This window comes from Ensifer sp. Root31, assembly GCF_001424825.1.
GTDB classification, from domain to species: domain Bacteria; phylum Pseudomonadota; class Alphaproteobacteria; order Rhizobiales; family Rhizobiaceae; genus Ensifer; species Ensifer canadensis.
Window position 1 is genome coordinate 1 of sequence record NZ_LMCO01000011.1, and the last position, 20,320, is coordinate 20,320.

Genomic DNA, 20,320 nt, shown 5'->3' on the forward strand with positions numbered 1-20,320 from the left:
CGCCAAGCTTTCCGGCGTTGCCAAGGTGCTGGTGGCCGAGGATGCAAGCCTTGCCAACAATCTGGCCGAACCCTTGGCGGCGCTGATCGTTTCGCTGTCGGGCAATTACGACACCATCCTTGCTGCTGCCACTTCGGTCGGCAAGAACGTCCTGCCGCGGGTTGCAGCGCTTCTCGATGTTGCCCAGGTTTCCGAAATCACCGAGGTGGTCTCGTCCGATACCTTCAAGCGTCCGATCTATGCCGGCAACGCCATCCAGACGGTGCAGACGACGGAAGCGAAAAAGGTCATCACCGTGCGCACCGCCTCGTTCGCCTCCGCTGCCGAAGGTGGCTCGGCTTCGCTCGAGACGATCGCGGCTGCGGCCAATCCGGGTCTGTCGACCTTCGTTGCCGACGCGCTGTCGTCGTCGGATCGTCCGGAGCTGACCTCGGCCAAGATCATCATCTCGGGTGGCCGTGCACTCGGCTCGTCGGAAAAATTCAAGGAAGTGATCCTGCCGGTTGCCGACAAGCTCGGTGCAGCCGTCGGTGCATCGCGCGCGGCGGTCGACGCCGGATATGCCCCAAACGACTGGCAGGTCGGCCAGACCGGCAAGGTGGTCGCCCCCGATCTCTACATTGCCTGCGGCATCTCCGGTGCGATCCAGCATCTGGCCGGCATGAAGGACTCAAAGGTGATCGTCGCCATCAACAAGGACGAGGAGGCGCCGATCTTCCAGGTTGCCGACTACGGCCTCGTCGCCGACCTGTTCGAAGCCCTGCCGGAGCTCGAAAAGGCGCTGTAACCATTCGCCAACCGCACTTCCCGAGCCTCAAGGAAAAGGGCTGGCAAAAGCGCGGACTTGGCATTAACAATCTACCGGGCCGGCCAGACCGGCCCGGTATTTTCGTATGTGACGGCGGCACGGCCGCCAAAATTCTTGAAGATGGATGTTCGCCGCGATGATCAAGACGGTCGGAGTTATTGGTGCCGGGCAAATGGGCTGCGGCATTGCGCATGTTTCGGCGATGGCCGGATACAAGGTGCAGATCTACGATCTTGCCGCTGATCGCATCGAGGCGGGCCTCGCCACCGTCAACGGCAACCTTGCCCGCCAGGTGTCATCAGGCAAGATGACCGACGAGGCTCGCAAGAGCGCGCTGGCGCTGATCAAGGGCTCGTCCGACATCAACGACCTGTCGCAGGTGGACCTCGTCATCGAGGCCGTCACCGAGGACGAAACCATCAAGCGCAAGATCTACGGCCAGGTATGCCCGATCATGAAGCCGGAAGCGCTGCTTGCGACCAACACCTCTTCGCTGTCGATCACCCGCCTTGCATCTGCGACCGACCGTCCGGAAAAGTTCATGGGCATCCACTTCATGAACCCGGTTCCGGTGATGAAGCTGGTCGAGCTCGTGCGCGGCATCGCCACGGACGAAGGCACGTTCAAGGCCGCCAAGGAATTTGTCGGCACGCTCGACAAGACCGTCACGGTCGCCGAAGACTTCCCGGCCTTCATCGTCAACCGCATCCTGCTGCCGATGATCAACGAGGCGATCTACACCCTCTATGAGGGCGTCGGCACGGTCGAGGCGATCGACACCGCCATGAAGCTCGGCGCCAACCACCCGATGGGTCCGCTGCAGCTCGCCGACTTCATCGGTCTCGACACCTGCCTGTCGATCATGCAGGTCCTGCACGACGGCTTGGCGGACTCGAAATACCGCCCCTGCCCGCTCCTGGTAAAATACGTCGAAGCTGGTTGGCTCGGCCGCAAGTCCGGCCGCGGCTTCTACGACTACCGCGGCGACGTGCCGGTGCCGACCCGCTAGGTCTCGAACATAGGATTCTGTTCAAGTAAGAACGTCCAATCTCCGCGGGATCCACAACCCTACATCTTGCGCGACAAGGAATTTGCTCGCCATACTGGTAACTTAGCTTAAAGACAGTTCTGTTACGCCCTCTCCTAGTCACGTGGGAGAGAATATGATTTCGCAAGCGATATCCTCAATGGCGGCACGGTCATTCCCCTCACTTTGGAGTGCGAGGGCGTGGCGTTTGGCGCTCATCCTCGGCCTAGCGCCTAATCTGATGATGCTGCTGGTCTTGCCGTTCTATGTGGCCACACGACCGCTTTCGCCATTCCTTTACTTGATTGGAGGCCTATTCGCGCTGCGCGCCAAACCTACGTTGGCCTACCTGCTATTCCCGCTCATTGCCCTCATCGATTTCGGCCTCGTGGTTATGGTAGCGTTCCACCTGCCGCTCGGCGCTGCAATCCAGTCGGTGCGCTACATGGCATCGCTGGATCTCACCTCTTCCGTATTTTACGTCGTCGTGATCAGCCTCTTTATCGCGAATGGCGTTGCAATCGCCTGCCTCGTGAATCACAATCGACAGGTATTGCGAGGCGCATCGCTACTGCCAGGGGCTCTCGTCGCTTTCAGCGTGGTGATGTTGGAGCGCCATATCAATCGCCCTTTCCTGAAGCAACCTGCTGACTCATTTGAAAGCGCACTCTCGATCAATGGTATCGACGCCGCCGCTGTAGCGAATGGTGGTCGCAACTTGTTGTTCGTAATGGTGGAAGGGCTTGGCGCATTCTCCAGCCCTGAGCACACTGCAATTCTTTCACGGCGTCTGCAGCCAGCACTGGATACCGGGCGCTATGAACTTTCAAGTGGCCTCAGCAACTTCGAGGGTTCGACTACGGGCGCTGAATCCCGCGAACTCTGCGGACAATGGGGCGATCACACCGATTATCTTCGCCGGACCAGCTACGACTGCTTTCCGGCCGCCATGGCTGATCGGGGCTATCGAACAATCTCCTATCACGGCTTTTCGCAGAGGATGTTCGAACGGGACAAGTGGTATCCAAGAATCGGTTTTCTCGAATCGCACTTCCTTGAAGGCCTTGCGACCGACAGCAATAGGTTTCACCAGCGCTGCGGCAGCGTTTTCACGGGTCTGTGCGACAACGACATTGCAAGTGCCGTCCGCGACCGGCTGACGACAAACCCGGCTGAGCGGAAACTCCTATACTGGCTGACACTAAATTCCCATATACCTTACGTGCCTAAGCAGGGAGGCAATTTCAAATGCGGCAGTGACGCAGCTGAAATTGCCAATACGAAAGTCTGCGAGCTGACCGAGCTGTGGGCTGACGTTTTTGACGGCGTCGCGTCTATTGCCACAGACCCGAACCTGCCGCCGACCGACATCTTCATCGTTGGTGACCATCCCACGCCGTTGTGGGAACGTGCAGCGGCAGAGCATTTCACCCCCCACAAGGTGCAGTGGCACCTGTTGCGCGACAACCGCACCACAACCCACGGAGAGTGACGCCTACCCGCCCGTGGCCGCTTTGATCAGCGCTTTGGCATCGTCGCTGTCCCAGGCCGCCGGGCCATTCATCGAGCCGATCAGGCATCCCTTGTCGTCGAGCAGCAAGGTTGCCGGCAGACCGAAGGCAAGGCCTTCCTTCTTCAGATTGTTGAAGACGCCCATTGACGCATCGCGATAGTAGCGCAGGTCGTGCACGGCGGTCTCGTCGAGGAAGGCCTTCGGCTTCTCGTCGTCGCCGACGTCGATGTTGATCGCGACCACCTCGAACTTGTCGCTGCCGAGGGACTTCTGCAGCGCGTTGAGGGCAGGCATTTCCTCGCGGCAGGGGCCACACCAGGTGGCCCAGAGATTGACAAGCATCGTCTTGCCGGCAAAGGCGGCAACCGTCGTCGGCTTGCCGTCCGGGTCGTTGAAATCGAGTGCGATCGGGCGTGGCGAGGCGGCCGGCGACATCGCCGCCACCTGGCCCTTCATGAACGGCGTCAGCGAGGCGACCTTTTCGCCCGTCAACGGGCAGACGGCAGCTGCCGTTTCGGTCGGCTCGGCATTGCCAGACCCCGTCTCCTTCACGTATACCGCAGCCGCACCGATGATCACGCCGAACAAGGCGGCGAGCGCGAACAATTTCACGGCCGGGGGGGATTTCTTCTGGTCGGGCATTTCATTCTCCAAGGCGGGCATTCTTCATGGCTGACGGCAATTCCGAGACAAAAACCTCCAACCAGATGTGGGGCGGTCGCTTCGCCTCGGGTCCGGACGCGATCATGGAGGAGATAAATGCCTCGATCGGCTTCGACAAGAAGCTCTATGCTCAGGACATCCGCGGCTCAATAGCGCATGCGACCATGCTGGCGCATCAAGGCATCATTTCGGCCGAGGACAAAGACAAGATCGTTCACGGTCTCAACACGATCCTGTCAGAGATCGAAAGCGGCCAGTTCGAATTCTCTCGCCGCCTCGAAGACATCCACATGAACATCGAGGCCCGGCTTGCGACCCTGATCGGCCCGGCCGCCGGCCGGCTGCACACGGCCCGCTCGCGTAACGACCAGGTGGCGCTCGATTTCCGTCTGTGGGTCAAGGAAGAGCTGCAGAGGACCGAAAAGGCGCTGACCGGCCTGATCGCCGCCTTCCTCGACCGCGCCGAGGAACATGCCGAGACCGTCATGCCCGGCTTCACCCATCTGCAGACGGCCCAGCCCGTCACCTTCGGCCATCACTGCATGGCCTATGTCGAGATGTTCGGCCGCGACCGCTCGCGCGTGCGCCACGCCATCGAGCACATGGATGAAAGCCCGATCGGCGCGGCCGCCCTTGCCGGCACCGGCTTCCCGATCGATCGGCACATGACCGCGAGCGCACTCGGCTTTGCCGGCCCCACCCGCAATTCGATCGACACAGTTTCGGACCGCGACTTCGCGCTCGAATTCCTGTCGATTGCCGCAATCGCCGCCACGCACATGTCGCGCCTTGCCGAAGAGATCGTCATCTGGTCGACGCCGCAGTTCGGCTTCATTCGTCTGTCCGACGCGTTTTCGACCGGCTCCTCGATCATGCCGCAGAAGAAGAACCCCGATGCCGCCGAGCTGGTGCGCGCCAAGACCGGCCGCATCAACGGCTCGCTGATCGCGCTTCTGACCGTCATGAAGGGCCTGCCGCTCGCCTATTCCAAGGACATGCAGGAAGACAAGGAACAGGTCTTCGACGCGGCCGAGAGCCTCGAACTCGCCGTTGCCGCGATGACCGGCATGGTGCGCGACATGACCATTCGGGCCGACCGGATGAAGGCGGCTGCCGGTTCCGGCTATTCGACAGCGACCGACCTTGCTGACTGGCTGGTACGCGAGGCCGGCCTGCCCTTCCGCGACGCCCACCATGTCACCGGCCGCGCCGTCGCCCTTGCGGAACAGAAGGCCTGCGACCTCGCCGACCTCTCGCTTGAAGACCTGCAGTCGATCCATCCTTCGATCACCGCCAAGGTGTTCGACGTGCTGACCGTCGAGGCCTCGGTCGCCAGTCGCACGTCCTTCGGCGGCACCGCACCGAACGAGGTTCGCAAGCAGATCGCCTGGTGGCGCGCGCGCAACTGATGCTTGTCCCCCGAGACCGCGTTGCGGTTTCGGGGCAACGACGTGCCTGAGCGCAAGGGGCTGAATCCCGTCGCAGAATCAGGGTGCACAAGCGCCGGAAAAATCGATAAGACATCGCACCAGCATCAGTCCCCGCGAAGGAAAATCACGATGACATTCACGAAGGCGGCCCGGTTTGCGCTTCTTCTGGCGATCCCCGGGCTGGTTCTTGTCGGTTGTGGACGCAAGGGCGACCTCGACCGACCCGGCTCGACGGCGCCGATCAACACCCTGGCCCCTGCCGGAACTGTCGAAAAGAAAGAACAGGCTGACGACCGCCCTTTCCTGCTCGATCCCCTCCTCTAAGCCGAGCCACGCCCCGTGAACCATTTCGAATACCGCGACGGAATTCTCTACGCCGAAGACGTGCCGGTGACCGACATCGCCCGCGCCGTCGGAACGCCCTTCTACTGTTACTCGACGGCGACGCTCGAGCGGCACTACAAGGTCTTCTCCAAGGCCTTTGCCGACGTCGATGCGATGGTCTGCTACGCCATGAAGGCCAATTCGAACCAGGCCGTGCTGAAGACGCTTGCGCGCCTTGGCGCCGGCGTCGATGTGGTGTCGGGCGGTGAGTTGCGCCGCGCGCTGGCCGCCGGCATTCCGGCAAGCCGCATCATGTTCTCCGGCGTCGGCAAGACCCCGCAGGAAATGGACCTGGCGCTCGAGGCCGGCATCTACTGCTTCAACGTCGAGTCCGAACCGGAACTCGAGGTCCTGAACCAGCGCGCCGTTCGCGCCGGCAAGCGTGCTCACGTCTCCTTCCGCATCAACCCGGATGTCGACGCGCGCACCCACTCGAAGATCTCGACCGGCAAGAAGGAAAACAAGTTCGGCATTTCGTGGGAGCGTGCCCGCGCCGTCTACGCCCATGCCGCGACACTGCCCGGCATCCAGGTCACCGGCATCGATATGCATATCGGCAGCCAGATCACCGAGCTGCAGCCCTTCGACGACGCTTTCAAGCTGCTGCGCGAACTGGTCGACACGCTACGCAGCGACGGCCACGCGATCGATCACGTCGATATCGGCGGCGGTCTCGGCATTCCCTACAAGGAAGACAACAATCCGCCGCCGCTGCCCGATGCCTATGCCGAAATCGTCAAGAGCCAGCTGCAGTCGCTCGGCTGCAAGATCGTCACCGAGCCGGGCCGGCTGATCGTCGGCAACGCCGGCATCCTCGTGACCGAGGTCATCTACGTCAAGGATGGCGGCGACAAGACCTTCGTCATTGTCGACGGCGCCATGAACGACCTGATCCGCCCGACGCTCTACGAGGCCTATCACGAGATCAGGCCGGTTCGCATTTCAGCCGCCAATGCGCCCCGCATCAAGGCCGACGTCGTCGGCCCGGTGTGCGAGACCGGCGACTATCTGGCGCTTGACCGCGAAATGGCCATGCCGAAGCCGGGCGATCTCTTCGCCATCAGTTCTGCCGGCGCCTATGGCGCTGTCCAGGCGAGCACCTACAACAGCCGGCTGCTGATCCCGGAAGTGCTGGTCAAGGGCGATCGCTTCCACGTGATCCGGCCGCGCCAAAGCTACGATGACCTGATCGGGCTTGATTCGGTTCCGGACTGGCTCGACTGAGCAGTCTTTCGGATCGGACGATGATCTGTGGATCGCCCGCGCGGGCGATCACGATTTTGTTGTCGCCCTCGTCTTCGCCACAAACGATGTTATCCTGATCATTCAATAGGTCGGTCACGAGCGGTCATGAGCGACCGAAAGGGAACTTGGGCGGATGACGCAATTCCGGCAGGATGAAACGCCACAACCGAAGTCGTTTGCCAGAACGCTGGCGCTGAAAAGGTTTGTCGCGCGGGGGGTGTTGATCGCCGAGCAGGTTTTGCCGCGCGCCCTCGTTCCCGCTTCGATCGTGCTCCTGTTTCTGTCGGCCGCCTGGCTCGGCCTCTTCCGCATTGCTCCGCTTTGGCTGCATGCCGCCCTGCTTCTGGGCTTTCTCGTCGCCTTCATCGCCTCCCTCGTTCCGCTGACCCGGTTGAGATTACCTGGGAACGTCGATGCCGATCGGATGCTGGAAGAGCGCAACGCCCTTCCCCACCAGGCGATCCGTGTTCAGGACGACATTCCGGCAACCGGCGGCGCCTTCGGCGAGGCGCTGTGGCGCGAACATCAGACGCGCATGGCGGGGATGATCCGTGCCCTCGACACGGGCCTGCCGCGTCCCGACATTGCCCGCCACGACCCTTTCGCGCTGCGGGCGCTGCCGGTTCTGATCGCCTGCGTCGCTTTCGCCTATTCCTATTCCAACCGGGCGGGGCTTCTCTCGGACGCCTTCCACCTGCCGCAGCCAGCAAGCGAAGTCGCCGACATCCGGGTCGATGCCTGGGTGACACCGCCCGCCTATACCGGGCGTGCGCCCGTCTTCCTCACGGGCCGCCAGGGCGTCGCGTCCCCATCTGACGAAACGGCGGCGATTACCATTCCGCAGTTCAGCGATCTGACCGTGCGCGTCACTGGCGCCGGCACGGAAGAAGCCGTCCGCTATTCGGAACACGGATCGGCCGACGCGATCGTCATCCCGACCGCCGGGGAAAAGCCGGACGAAAAGACTGCGTCAGCGGAACCGGCCGCCCAGAAGGCGCCCGACAATGCCGTGCGCAATCACCTCTACAAGATCGTAAAGGACGGCGAACTCTCCGTCGGTGGCCAGAAGTGGACGTTCAAGATCACCCCCGACAGCGTGCCTCAGATCGCCTTTGACGGCCTGCCAAAGCCCACCCCAAATGCCTCGCTCGACATCGCCTTCCTGGCGAGCGACGACTACGGCATCGCTCAGGCCTGGGCTGAGATCAAGCCTTTGGACGAACAGGCGAAGGACGCACGGCCGCTCTATCCGCTTCCCGAGTATCGTCTCGACCTGCCGCGCCGCAACGCCCGCGAGGCCAAGGGCACGACCAGCCGCAACCTCAGCGAACATCCGCTGGCCGGCAAGCGCGTTCGCGTCACCCTCGTTGCCCGCGATGCCGCCGGTCAGGAGGGGAGAAGCGTGCCGCAGGACATGATCCTTCCGGCGCGGCAATTCTTCAATCCGCTGGCGGGCGCCGTTGCCGAACAGCGACAGGTCTTTGCACTCAACGCCAACGACCTGCCGCGGGCGATCGACCTCAATGACGCGATCGCCAGCTTCGCCGAGGAAACGATCCCCAACCTCACCCATTTCCTGCTCCTGAAATCGGCACGTTCGCGCATGGCGCTGGCGCGCAACGACGACATGCTGCGCGACGCCGCCAAGCATCTCTGGGAAATCGCGCTAGGCATCGAGGATGGCGATCTGTCGCTCGCCGACCGACGTCTGCGCGATGCGCAACAGGCGTTGTCGGATGCGCTTGATCGCAATGCGCCCGACGAGGAAATCGCCAAGCTGATGAAGGAACTGCGCGAGGCCATGCAGGAATATATGCAGGCGCTGGCCAAGGAGGCCGCGAAAAACCCGCGCATGGCCGCCAATCCGGATCAGAACAATGTTCTGCGCCAACAGGATCTGGACAGGATGATGAACCAGATCGAGAACCTGGCGCGATCGGGTGCGCGCGACCAGGCCCGTCAGATGCTGTCGGAGCTTCAGCGTCTGATGAACAACCTGCAGGCCAACCGCGGCCAGCAACAGATGGGCGAACAGAACAACGCCATGCGCGAGCAGATGGACAAGCTCGGCCAGCTGATGCAGGAGCAGCAAAAGCTGATGGACGAGACGTTCAAGCTCGACCAGGCGCAGCGAGACCGCATGCAGCGCGGCGACCCGCTGCAGGGCGAGGACAACGAGCTTTATGGTCAGGACATGCCGCAGGATCCGGGCCAGCGTGGTGACGAGAACGGCCAGCCCAGCCCGCTCGACGACATGACCGCCGAGCAACTGAAGGAAGCGCTGAAGCAGCTGAAGCAGCAGCAGGATGCGTTGGGCAAGCAACTCGGCGAACTGCAGAAGGGTCTGGAGAGCCTTGGCATCAAGCCCGGCAAGGGGTTCGGCGACGCCAAGCGCGAAATGGAAGGCGCCTCCGGCTCCCTTGGCAAGGGCCAGGGCGAACCGGCCGTCGGCAGCCAGGGCCGCGCACTGCAGGCGCTGCGTGACGGCGCCCAGGACATGATGAACCAGATGCAGGCCCAGGGACAAGGACCCGGTCAGGGCGTCCCGCAATACGGCCAGAATGGTCGCGACCCGCTCGGTCGACGCCAGCAGAATGCCGGTCCGGACTTCGGCGACCAGGTGAAAGTTCCCGATGAAATCGACACCCAGCGGGCGCGTGAGATTCTCGACGAAATCCGCCGCCGCCTTGGCAACACGCTGTCGCCCGAGGCCGAGCGCCAGTATCTCGAACGCCTGCTCGACATGCGCTGACCCTCGGCCAAAAGAGCCGGAAACGACGACGGCCCTGGAGCGGAAACGCGCCAGGGCCGTATTCAATTTGTCAGATCGCCAAACAATCAATGCCTCGCCCACGATCGGGCGATGGAGGGGGACCCGTCAGGCAGCGAGCGCCAGGGCCACCGCCTTGCGGATGTCAGGCAGGGAAAAGGGCTTGGAGATGACGTCGACGATCTTGTCGGCGAGATCGTCGGCCCGCTCGCGCTGTTCGGCGTAACCGGTCATCAGCAGGATCTTCATCGCCGGAAAGGCTGCGGACGCCTGATGCGTCAATTCGATGCCGTCCATGACGGGCATGCGGATATCTGACAGCAGCAGATCGAAATTCTCGGTCTGCAGGCAGGCAAGCCCATCTGCGCCGTCTCCAGCCTCCACGGTCTCATGTCCATCGAGCCTCAAGGCCCGGGCGACGAAGGAGCGCAATGCATCCTCGTCCTCGGTAATCAGGATCTTCGCCATCATGGCCTCCCGCGTTCGCTGCAACGGCACGGCTCTCTCGCGAAGAGGCCGGCCCATTCCAATGGATACGGCAACACTCACAAGAATCGTGAGGCAGTCCGCAGCGGCACGTGGCATCCCAGGGGGCGAAACGCGACACGACCCCAAACAACCAGCTTTTTCTTTGTGTTCGGTAAACGCCGGGCGGCTGGATTTCGGAATGCGCGTTTTACAGCGGCCCTGCTTCGAGCGCTGAACGCGGCCTGGAGGTCATTACAGCGCCGCGATCTCAAACGCCGCAGCGCTGCACATTCTCGTCTCTACTCGGCGTCGCCGGTGACGACGCCAACGAAGGGCAGTTCTCGGAACGCGTAAGCCACGTCCATGCCATAGCCGACGACGAAATGATCAGGGCATTCGAAGCCAACATAGTCGGCCTCGAGCTCGACCTTGCGCTTGACGCGCTTGTCGAGCAGCACCGCAATGGTGACGTTGCGCGCGCCGCGCTCGTACATCAGTTCCTTCGCAAAACGCAGGGTGCGCCCGGATTCCAGGATATCGTCGATCAGGAGCACGTCGCGGCCATGCACGTCGCTATCGATGTCCTTGATGATCTTTACGCCCTGGGAGACCGTGCCGAGCCCGTAGCTCGACAGCGTGATGAACTCGACTTCCGGTGCCAGGCCGGTGTTGTGCATGGCGCGGATCAGGTCCGCGGCAAAGATGAACGAGCCCTTGAGCACCGCGATCACCAGAAGGTCCTTGTGCGGACCCTCGACGATCATGTCGGCAAGCTCGGTGTTGCGTGCGGCGATCGTCTCTGCCGTATAAAGGGGCTCGATATTCTTTCCGCGAACGACGGGCATGCGGTTTCTCCAGCGTTTCATCCGGAAGACAAACGCCTTCCCTTTTGCGCCCGCTTAGCACAATCAGCGCACGGAGACACCGTTTTCGGCGAAGGAAACCTTCACCTCGGGCATTTTTCCACCTGCATATGGGAGCCTGGTCACGAAGCGGCGGCTCTCGCCGGGTGCGATGGCGGCACCCTCCGGCATCAATCGCGTCGCCGTAACCTTGCGGCCATTGCTGACCACATCCACCACGACCAACGGCAGTCGCTGCAGGGCGGAAGAGGAATTGTCGATGGAGCCGTAGACCGAAAGTACCCGCATGCCGCCGGAATAATCGAGCGACGCAGTGACGTCGGTGATCGCCAATGGCTCGCTTTCGACCCCGTCACCGGTCGAAAGGACGATGATAGCCGCAAACGCCGCAAGGGCGAAAGCTGCGACAAGCGCGGCGAACCGGCGTGCCGGCATGGCGCGCAACCAAGTCTCGGCGAGAGACAACAGGCGCCTGAGGGCGGCCTTCTCGTCGCGAACGACCGTCAATGTCGGGCCGTGGCGTCGAGTGTGCCGCCGATTGTCATTGAAAACGGGATAGGGATTGCGGCGGGCCGTCGCCGAAACGGTCTCGAATTCGGCGTCGACATAGTCGACGCGGCGCGGCGCGGGTGCAGCTTCGCGTGGACCGCGGTCCGGTGGCAGCAGATCGGCATAGGCCGCGGCTCCAGCCGATTTCGTGCGGAATGCCTGCATCGCCTTTTCCTCCTGGATCGCGGACGGACCTGCCATCCATGCGAAACCATCGGGCAATGCGCCGATCCCTGGCGGTGCAAGAATCAGGGCATTGCATCAAATCTTTCCGACACGTAAACCGAAATGGTTAATGCTTCGGAAAGAGGCCGTGAAAGCGGCGTCTTTTCATGAAAAATTAACCGCTGCTTAACCATGATTCCGCTGGCGGTTTTGCCTTTCGGCGCTTGGCGTCCTATGCGCAGATAGCCGTCCCCAAGCAGAACCGCACGGGTCGTGAGAGAGATGGGTACCCATTGATTCATTTTGAGAACGTCGGATTGCGTTATGGCATGGGGCCGGAAATTCTCCGGGACCTGACCTTCGACATTCCGCGCCGGTCGTTCCAATTCCTCACCGGCCCCTCCGGCGCCGGCAAGACGACGCTGTTGCGCCTGCTCTTCCTCTCGCTGCAGCCGACGCGCGGTCTGATCCGCATGTTCGACCGCAACATTTCGTCGATCCCGCGCGAAGAGTTCCCCATGCTGCGCCGGCGCGTCGGCATCGTTTTCCAGGACTTCCGCCTGCTCGATCATCTGACCACCTATGAGAACGTTGCGCTTCCGCTGCGCGTGCGCGGCAAGGACGAATCGAGCTACCGCGCCGACGTGCTCGAACTGTTGAAATGGGTTGGGCTTGGCGAGCGCATCAATGTGCTGCCGCCCGTACTTTCCGGCGGCGAGAAGCAACGCGCGGCAATCGCCCGCGCGCTGATTGACCGCCCCGAAATCCTGCTTGCGGACGAGCCGACCGGCAACGTCGACCCGCCGATGGCCCGCCGCTTGCTGAACCTCTTCCTCGAACTCAACCGGCTCGGCACCGCCGTCGTCATTGCCACCCACGATCTGTCGCTGATGGATCAGGTCGAGGCGCGGCGCATGATCCTTTCGCAAGGGCGGCTCGATATCTATGAGTGAGGGCCGCACCAAACGCACCCATGAGGTGCCGGAGCAGCAACCGGAACCGCAGCAGCAGCCGCGCCGCACGGAGATGCGCGTGCGCCCGATGGGGCCGATCGTGCCGTCGACGAACGTGTCCGGTCACGCGCTGATGTGCGTGATCGCGATCATGTCGTTCCTCGCCTGCCTCACGCTCGGCGGTGTCAGCATGGTGCGCGCCACGGCCCAAAGCTGGCAGAGCCAGATTTCCCGCGAGATCACCATCCAGATCAAACCGGACGACGGTCTCGATATGGAAAAGGCGCTTGCCGATGCGCGAGATCTGGCCCTGACCTTCAGCGGAGCGACAGGTGGCAACATCGTCGACCGCGCAGCAACGGCCCGCCTGCTTGAGCCCTGGCTCGGCGAAGGCCTCGATCTCGACGAATTGCCCGTTCCCCGCCTCGTCATCATCACCATCGATGAAAACAATCCGCCCGATTTCGCAGCCATGCGCAAGGCGCTGACCGAGATCATCCCGCAGGCCTTCCTCGACGATCACCGTACCTGGGTCGACCGCCTGGTGGCGATGGCAAACACCACGGCAATGATCGGGACCGGCGTGCTGATCCTCGTTTTCTCGACCATGGTGCTGACCGTCATCTTCGCCACGCGCGGCGCACTGTCCGGAAACCGCCATATCGTCGAAGTGCTGCATTTCGTCGGCGCCGAGGCAGGATTCGTGGCATCGGAGTTCCAGAAGCATTTCCTCAGAATAAGCCTCAAGGGGGCCGGCGCCGGCGGGCTGCTGGCGGCGCTGTTCTTCGCGCTTGCTGGCTACTGGCAATCGCGCACATTGGCGACGCCGGAAACGGACCAGGCCACCGCCCTCTTCGGCACGTTCACCATCGGTTACAGTGGCTATCTCGGTATTCTTGCCATCATGATCGTCATTGCGGTGTTGACGACGCTGACGGCTCGGCTCACGGTAACGCGCACGATCTACGAGATCGACCTGATCCGCTCTGATCCCGGACGTACGGATACCTACCAAAGCTGACGCCCAGATGTTTCACCTTTATTCGATCCATTCCTTGCCGCAATCTGGCGCTATCTGAAGAGAATCATGATGGCGCAAGGACTTCGCGGGAGCGGGATGGCCGGAGGAGGCAAATGGCAAGGCGGGGCCGAGCAGGAACGCCGACCCCGTAGTCCCTTGCGCAAAATTCTCCGCCGGACCTTTTTCATTCTGCTTGTGCCGTTCGCGATCGTGGTCGCGGCCTTCCTCAATTTCGCCGATACCGTCGCGTCCATGCAACCGCCGGAAGACCCGAAGGCGGAAGCGATCGTCGTCTTGACCGGCGGCTTCCAGCGCATCGATCAGGCGGTCGACCTCTTGAAATCCGGGGCCGGCAAAAGGCTGCTGATTTCGGGCGTCCACCCGGCGACCACCGGCAGCCAGATCCGGCGCAACACCCAAAGCTCGGCCGATCTCTTCAAATGCTGCGTCGACATCGGCCACGAGGCGATCGACACGATCGGCAATGCGACCGAGGCGAGCCAATGGATCAGCGATCACGGCTACAAGCGCGTACTTGTTGTGACCAACAACTACCATATGCCGCGAAGCCTGCTCGAGTTGCGTCGCGCCCGCCCGGAGACCGAATTCATCGCCTATCCTGTCGTCAACTCCGACCTCAAGACGACGAACTGGCTGCGCAATCCGATGGTGCTGAAATCGATCCTGCTGGAGTTCGGCAAGTATTCCGTCGCCTCCGTGCGCGATATGGCCGGTGCCCGCCCGGCGAGCGGATTGCGCACCGTTCCCTCGCGTGCGACACCGGCCGAAGAATAATCGCTGCCACCCCTTAATCAGCAAAGTGACGACGGGCGGTTTTCCTTCGGCGTTTATTCGTGTACGCAGCGATCCATCGGCCCACGGGCTGGATATCCCTGAACTCGCCTCGAGAGCCTGCTGATGATCGTCCTGCGTTCGGTCCTTTTCAATCTGGTCTTCTACGTCAATCTGATCCTGCAGATGATTGTCTTCACGCCGGCCTATTTTCTGGTGTCGCGGAAGAAGGCCTGGTTCGTTCCGAAGAACTGGGCGCGCAGCAATCATTGGCTGTTCAAAAAGATTGTCGGCACGACCTTCGAGATCGAGGGCTTGGAGAACATCCCCAAGAGCGGCTACATCTTCGCGCCCAAGCACCAGTCGTTCTGGGATGTCTATGCGCTCCTGCCCTGGCTCAACGATCCCTTCTTCATTCTCAAGCGCGAACTGACCTGGATCCCGCTCTTCGGCTGGTACGTCCGCAAGCAGCGCATGGTGCCGGTGAACCGTGCCGCGCGTGGCCGGGCCATGACCGAAGTCATGGATCGGACCAAGCAGGAAATGGCGTCCGGCCGAGAACTGATCATCTATCCCGAAGGCACCCGCAGGCCGCCCGGCGCACCGCCGCACTATAAATATGGCATCGCCCGACTTTACCGTGACCTCAACGTGCCTGTTGTGCCCGTCGCCATGCATCCAGGCCTGTTCTGGCCGCGCCGCAAGTTTCTGCGTTTCCCCGGCCATTTCAAGGTTCGCGTGCTGCCGCCGATCGAGGCGGGCCTCGATCCGGACGAGTTCCTCGCCAGGCTGATCGAGGTGACCGAGACGGCAAGCGACGAGCTTCTGATCGAGACGGTCAGAAACAACCCGCATCTGCCGCTGCCGCCGACGGCAAAGCAGCGCCTTGCCGAACTGAAGGCGATGGGCCGCGGCTAAACCGAGCCTGATCCCGGACATTATGCGTTAAGGGTCGCCACGACCTCTTCCAGCCAATGGTCGCGAATGCCCATCTCCTTGAGGTGGGCAAGCGTGTTGAACACGTATTCGCTGTTCGGACCCGACTTTCCCGACGAGACGGCGACGATCGCCGCAGCCTCCGGAGCGCTCAGCGCTCCGGCATACTGCACATGGGCGCGGTCGATCACATAGGTCAGCGCCGGAACCCGCCGCCCGTCGGCAAGCTGCACCGGCATCGTCTTTTCCTTGTAGACATGCGTGACAAGCTCGCGTTCCCGCAAATAGTCGATCACCGCCGCCCTCTCGCCGTTGTCGATGCGAAAAGCCGCGCCGATGCACGAGCCGCCATAGTCGAGCCCGAGCACCAGGCCCGGCCGCTGCTGAGTACCGCGATGCACCCAAGAGCGCACGCAAAGCGACCGACGATAGCCAAATGCCCGCGCCGTCGATCTTTCCTCGAACCGGAAGCCCGGGTTCCACATCAGCGACCCGTAGCCAAAGACCCAAAATTCGTCCATATCCACTGTCATTCAATCCGCGCTGTCTGCTCATCGCCGAATCGTCGGCTCATCGGTGGCCAGCCATGTCGGTTTTTCTACGGCACAGCATCTCGGCACGGAAGAGACAAGTCGTTCCCGTGCATAGAATGAAAGATAATAAGCAGGATCGGCGGCGCCACCCGAAAGGCGGCCGCGATCTGAGTTTGGTGGAGTACGCGTTACCATGACCGCAACCGCAGTCGCCAATCCCTCGCCGGTCAGCCGGAAGTTTCGCTGGCTTATCGCCGGCATAGTGATCGTCTGTGCCGCCTATTCGGCCGGCTGGTATGCCGTCGCCGACCAGGTCGAGAAGCGCCTGACGACCCAGCTCGCGGACGGCCGGGCAAACGGGCTCGGCGGCGAGTGCACGAACATGGACGTGCGCGGCTTCCCGTTCCGCATCGGCCTGTTCTGCGACAAGGTCAATCTCGACGACACCCGCCGCGGTGCCTCCGCCTCCTTCGGCGCGCTTCGGACCGCGGCACAAGTCTACCAGCCCAGCCATGCGATCATCGAGCTCGATGGTCCGGCCGAACTGCGCGTTTCGCCCGACCTCAATGTCTCGGCCGACTGGACGCTGCTGCATGCAAGCGTCAGGGCGACCCTTTCCGGGCTCGACCGCAGTTCGCTGACCTATGACAACCTGACCGGCACCGTGCGCCTGCCGCTGACCGGCGACAGCTTCGGCTTCGGCGCCAGCCACGGCGAAATGCACCTGCGTCAGAACGGCAACGATCTCGATGCGGCCTTGAGCGTCGACAAGCTCGATCTTCGTCCTGAGAACGGCGCAAGCTTCGCGCCACCCGCCAATCTTGCCGCCGACCTCACCTTTGTCGACAAGGCGAGCTGGATGGGCTCCGGCATCCCGACGCCGGCGATGCTGCGCGGGAGCAAGGGCGAACTGCGCCAGATGACAGTCGACCTTGGCTCGGGCATGAACGCCAAGCTGTCGGGCCCCTTCTCGGTCAACGACCAGGGGCTGATCTCCGGCGAGTTTTCGCTGACGATGACCAATATCGACGCCTGGCGCACAAACCTGGTCACGCTGATCCCCGACGATGCGAACCTGGTCAACAACACGGCCAACATGCTGAAGGCGCTGGCCAACGGCAAGAACGAGGCGACAGTCAAGCTCAACGTGCGCGACGGCACCGCCTTCCTCGCCTTCATCCCGATCGGCGTGCTGCCGACGCTCTGATCCCGGTGCAGCGAAAAGCCGCTCGCTCTGGCGGCCTTCGCGAGAATACAAAGAGCCCGGGGCGTGGATGATCCACGCCCCGGGCTCTTTCGTTTATCGGCTACTTCTGATCCATCGCGTGACGGCCGAAGTCCGGCATGGCCGTGTCCTGACCTGCCTGGATGATCGACCGCCGGATCGCGCGGGTGCGGGTGAAGAGATCGAACAGCTTGTCGCCGTCGCCCCAGCGGATTGCCCGCTGCAGATAGGCGAGGTCCTCGGAAAACCGCGACAGCATTTCGAGGATCGCGTCCTTGTTGTGCAGGCAGACGTCGCGCCACATGGTTGGGTCGGACGCGGCCAGGCGGGTGAAGTCGCGGAAACCGGACGCGGAATATTTGATGACTTCGGATTCGGTCACCGCTTCCAGATCGTCCGCCGTGCCGACGATGTTGTAGGCGATGATGTGCGGTAGGTGCGAGACGATCGCCAGCACCTTGTCGTGATGCTCGGCATCCATTTGCTCGACCATAGAACCAAGCGTTTCCCAGAACAGCCGCAGCCGCGCGATCGCTTCCTCGTCCTGGCCGTCCGGCGGCGTCAGGATGCACCAGCGACCGCGGAAGAGGCCGACGAAGCCGGCGTCCGGACCGGAATGCTCGGTACCGGCGATCGGATGCCCTGGCACGAAATGAACCGTGGCGGGCAGATGCGGCGCCATCTGGGCGATGACCGAGCCCTTGGTCGAGCCGACATCGGTGACGATCGCGCCAGGCTTCAGGTGGGCGGCGATTTCCGCGGCCACCGCACCGGACGCACCGACAGGCACCGACACGATGACGAGATCGGCACCGCGCACCGCATCGGCAGCCGACAGCGTATAGCGATCGCCAAGGCCAAGCTCCTCGGCGCGCGAAAGCGTCGCTTCGCTGCGGGTCGAGATCACCAGGGTTTGGGCGAGCTGCTTGTCTCGGATTTCCCGGGCGATCGATGAGCCGATGAGGCCGATGCCGATAAGTGCGATCGTTTCAAACTGCTGTGTCATCATTTCCGTCCCATGAATTCTGTCAGTGCCGCGATCACGCCCTCATTGGCTTCCTGCGAGCCGATGGTCATGCGCAGGGCATTGGGAAAGCCGTAGGCCGCAATCGCACGCAGGATGTAGCCGCGATGAGTGAGGAACGTATCCGCGTCGTTCGCACGCATGCCGTCCTCGTCCGGGAAATGGATGAGCACGAAGTTGGTAACCGATGGCGTGATCGTGAGACCGATCGATTCCACCGCGCGGCTGACACGCTCCAGCCAGACGAGGTTATGGTCGACCGCCTCAGCGACGAAGGCCTGATCGCGCACGGCCGCGGCACCGGCTGCAATCGCCGCCGCACTGAGGTTGAACGGCCCGCGCACGCGATCGACCGCGTCGATCACTTGCGGCGGAGCGTACATCCAGCCGATACGCAGACCGGCAAGACCGTAGATCTTGGAGAACGTCCGGGTCATGACGACGTTGCGGTTGGCCGACACCAGTTCGAGCCCGGCCGCATAATCGTTGCGCCGAACATATTCGGCATAGGCGGCATCGAGCACCAGAAGCACGCCCTCGGGCAGGCCCGCATGCAGACGGCGAACTTCGTCGACGGGAATATAGGTTCCAGTCGGGTTCGCCGGATTGGCGATGAAGACGATCTTCGTGCGCTCGGTGACCGCCGCGAGAATGGCATCGACGTCGACGGTCGCGTTGCGCTCCTTGACCATGACCGGCGTACCGCCGGCGGCCATGATCTGGATCTTGTAGACCACGAACCCGTGCTCCGTGATGATGCCTTCGTCGCCGGGCGCCAGATAGGTGTGGCACAGGAGACCGAGCAGTTCGTCCGAGCCGTTGCCGCACAGGATGTTTGCCGGGTTGAGCCCGTGCACAGCACCGATCGCCGCGCGCAGCGCCTGGGCCTGGCCGTCGGGGTAGCGCTCCAGGTTGAAGGCCGCGGCCTGGAAGGCCTCGATCGCCCTGGGGCTGGCGCCGAGTGGCGTCTCGTTGGACGAGAGCTTGTGGACCTTGGCGACACCGGGGGCATGCTCCTTGCCGGGCACATAGGCGGCAATGTCCAGAATGCCGGGACGCGGCTGCGGGCTCTTCGAGGCAAGGCTCATCGGATCAGCTTTCAAGGCAGGAAATGAGGCCAAGCCAATACCGGCGCAATCGGCATTTGTCGAGGGTCGGCAAGCCCGGCAGAGTGGCGATCAAGGCTGGGCGCGCGGGCGCTCCCGGGTGCTCGGGATACCCTGTGGCGCCAGCACCGGCACGAACACGCGCCGCGACGCACGCGCGGCAACCGGCAGGCCCTGATAAAGCCGCTTCTGCGCCTCCACCACGATCACGCCCGAGAAGACCGGCCAGAGCGAGCGGCCAAGCCGCTCGAAGCCCCGGCGCAGGCGCAGGATCATCTTCAGCTTCGACGGCGGGAAGAACAGTGCCTCCGACGAGGCGCCGGGTGTGAAGTTCGTCTCGCGCAGAAGCGCCGTCAGCTGACCGCGCGAATAGGGCCGCCCCGAGCCGAACGGCGTATGCTCCATGCGCGCCCAGACACCACGACGATTGGGCACGACGATCACCAGCCGGCCGCCCGGCGCCAGCACCCGCCAGATCTCCTTCATCGTCTCGCGCGGGCTTTCGGCAAATTCCAGCGAATGCACCATCAAAACCCGGTCGATGGAAGAATCGGGCAGCGGCAATTCCTCGTCGAACACCAGCGCGGTCGACGACAACTCGGCAACCGGCCAGTTCACCGCCCCCTGCCCCGCCGGCATGAAAGCAAAGGTCCGCTCCGTGTCCTTCCGGAAACGCTCGAGATAGGGCACGGCATAGCCGAGCCCGACAAGCCGCTCCTCGGGCAGGCGCGCCCAGACCGAAGACAGCGCAATGGTGACGGACTGTTCGGCCATGCGGCCCAGTTCGGAGTGATAGAATTCTCGGAGGTCGACGATATCGGTGTGCATGCGCAACATGTTAGCCT

20 protein-coding genes are annotated in these 20,320 nt (G+C 62.7%); 12 read left to right on the forward strand and 8 right to left on the reverse strand.

The genetic code is table 11. The features are described from left to right. The 3 genes from ASD00_RS11420 to ASD00_RS11430 all read left to right on the forward strand — a co-directional run. On the forward strand, positions 1-787 hold a 787-nt coding region (locus tag ASD00_RS11420), incomplete at its 5' end, for an electron transfer flavoprotein subunit alpha/FixB family protein (protein ID WP_057206558.1). 157 nt (positions 788-944) lie between these two features. Next, a complete protein-coding gene (locus ASD00_RS11425; RefSeq protein ID WP_038576434.1) occupies positions 945-1,817 on the forward strand; it encodes a 3-hydroxybutyryl-CoA dehydrogenase in 873 nt (290 codons plus the stop codon). Positions 1,818-2,043: 226 nt separating this feature from the next. Then, positions 2,044-3,327: a sulfatase-like hydrolase/transferase gene (locus ASD00_RS11430; protein WP_057206560.1), complete on the forward strand. Its 1,284-nt coding sequence runs from the start codon at positions 2,044-2,046 to the stop codon at positions 3,325-3,327. Positions 3,328-3,330: 3 nt separating this feature from the next. On the opposite strand, the gene ASD00_RS11435 is transcribed toward ASD00_RS11430, so the two are convergent. Continuing rightward, positions 3,331-3,990, reverse strand: a complete 660-nt coding sequence (locus ASD00_RS11435; RefSeq protein WP_025424633.1) for a TlpA disulfide reductase family protein — start codon at positions 3,988-3,990, stop codon at positions 3,331-3,333. Positions 3,991-4,016: 26 nt separating this feature from the next. Between ASD00_RS11435 and argH the strand changes: the two genes are divergently transcribed. From argH to ASD00_RS11455, 4 genes are all read left to right on the forward strand, one after another. Further along, the gene (gene argH, locus ASD00_RS11440) at positions 4,017-5,420 is read left to right on the forward strand and encodes an argininosuccinate lyase (RefSeq protein WP_025424634.1); all 1,404 of its coding nucleotides are present in this window, start codon (positions 4,017-4,019) and stop codon (positions 5,418-5,420) included. Between the two features lie 150 nt (positions 5,421-5,570). Next, entirely contained in the window at positions 5,571-5,765 is a 195-nt protein-coding gene (locus ASD00_RS11445; RefSeq protein WP_038575652.1) for a lipoprotein, read from the forward strand. Between the two features lie 15 nt (positions 5,766-5,780). Continuing rightward, entirely contained in the window at positions 5,781-7,049 is a 1,269-nt protein-coding gene (gene lysA, locus ASD00_RS11450) for a diaminopimelate decarboxylase (RefSeq protein WP_025424636.1), read from the forward strand. 154 nt (positions 7,050-7,203) lie between these two features. Then, positions 7,204-9,822, forward strand: coding sequence for a TIGR02302 family protein (locus tag ASD00_RS11455; RefSeq protein ID WP_057206562.1), 2,619 nt, complete (start codon positions 7,204-7,206; stop codon positions 9,820-9,822). 126 nt (positions 9,823-9,948) lie between these two features. Here the strand turns inward: ASD00_RS11455 and ASD00_RS11460 are convergent, their stop codons facing one another. From ASD00_RS11460 to ASD00_RS11470, 3 genes are all read right to left on the reverse strand, one after another. Beyond that, positions 9,949-10,308, reverse strand: a complete 360-nt coding sequence (locus ASD00_RS11460) for a response regulator (protein WP_025424638.1) — start codon at positions 10,306-10,308, stop codon at positions 9,949-9,951. A 299-nt stretch (positions 10,309-10,607) separates the two neighbouring features. After that, complete coding sequence (gene hpt / locus ASD00_RS11465) at positions 10,608-11,153, reverse strand: hypoxanthine phosphoribosyltransferase (RefSeq protein WP_025424639.1); 546 nt, start codon at positions 11,151-11,153, stop codon at positions 10,608-10,610. Positions 11,154-11,216: 63 nt separating this feature from the next. Next, positions 11,217-11,921 carry a hypothetical protein gene (locus tag ASD00_RS11470; protein WP_225906529.1) on the reverse strand — a complete coding sequence of 235 codons (705 nt, stop codon included), beginning with the start codon at positions 11,919-11,921 and terminating at the stop codon, positions 11,217-11,219. A gap of 257 nt (positions 11,922-12,178) precedes the next feature. Between ASD00_RS11470 and ftsE the strand changes: the two genes are divergently transcribed. The 4 genes from ftsE to ASD00_RS11490 all read left to right on the forward strand — a co-directional run bounded on the left by ftsE (position 12,179) and on the right by ASD00_RS11490 (position 15,569). Continuing rightward, entirely contained in the window at positions 12,179-12,838 is a 660-nt protein-coding gene (ftsE, locus tag ASD00_RS11475) for a cell division ATP-binding protein FtsE (RefSeq protein WP_063934108.1), read from the forward strand. Then, positions 12,831-13,859, forward strand: a complete 1,029-nt coding sequence (locus tag ASD00_RS11480; RefSeq protein WP_025424642.1) for an ABC transporter permease — start codon at positions 12,831-12,833, stop codon at positions 13,857-13,859. The genes ftsE and ASD00_RS11480 overlap by 8 nt, the downstream gene beginning before the upstream one ends. 96 nt (positions 13,860-13,955) lie before the next feature. Beyond that, on the forward strand, positions 13,956-14,654 hold the full coding sequence (locus ASD00_RS11485; RefSeq protein ID WP_025424643.1) for a YdcF family protein: 699 nt from the start codon (positions 13,956-13,958) through the stop codon (positions 14,652-14,654). A 123-nt stretch (positions 14,655-14,777) separates the two neighbouring features. Then, complete coding sequence (locus ASD00_RS11490; protein ID WP_057206564.1) at positions 14,778-15,569, forward strand: 1-acyl-sn-glycerol-3-phosphate acyltransferase; 792 nt, start codon at positions 14,778-14,780, stop codon at positions 15,567-15,569. Positions 15,570-15,589: 20 nt separating this feature from the next. Here ASD00_RS11490 and ASD00_RS11495 read toward each other — a convergent pair whose 3' ends face one another. Next, positions 15,590-16,120 (reverse strand): gamma-glutamylcyclotransferase, encoded by a 531-nt coding sequence (locus tag ASD00_RS11495; protein ID WP_038575656.1) that lies wholly within the window; start codon positions 16,118-16,120, stop codon positions 15,590-15,592. Between the two features lie 193 nt (positions 16,121-16,313). Between ASD00_RS11495 and ASD00_RS11500 the strand changes: the two genes are divergently transcribed. Next, positions 16,314-17,327, forward strand: a complete 1,014-nt coding sequence (locus ASD00_RS11500; protein WP_025424645.1) for a DUF2125 domain-containing protein — start codon at positions 16,314-16,316, stop codon at positions 17,325-17,327. A gap of 100 nt (positions 17,328-17,427) precedes the next feature. Here the strand turns inward: ASD00_RS11500 and ASD00_RS11505 are convergent, their stop codons facing one another. From ASD00_RS11505 to ASD00_RS11515, 3 genes are all read right to left on the reverse strand, one after another. Further along, complete coding sequence (locus ASD00_RS11505; protein ID WP_025424646.1) at positions 17,428-18,354, reverse strand: prephenate/arogenate dehydrogenase family protein; 927 nt, start codon at positions 18,352-18,354, stop codon at positions 17,428-17,430. Continuing rightward, positions 18,351-19,457 carry a histidinol-phosphate transaminase gene (hisC, locus tag ASD00_RS11510; protein WP_057206566.1) on the reverse strand — a complete coding sequence of 369 codons (1,107 nt, stop codon included), beginning with the start codon at positions 19,455-19,457 and terminating at the stop codon, positions 18,351-18,353. Before hisC ends, ASD00_RS11505 begins: the two co-directional genes overlap by 4 nt. 90 nt (positions 19,458-19,547) lie before the next feature. Then, positions 19,548-20,312, reverse strand: a complete 765-nt coding sequence (locus tag ASD00_RS11515; RefSeq protein WP_025424648.1) for a class I SAM-dependent methyltransferase — start codon at positions 20,310-20,312, stop codon at positions 19,548-19,550. Positions 20,313-20,320 lie beyond the last annotated feature (8 nt).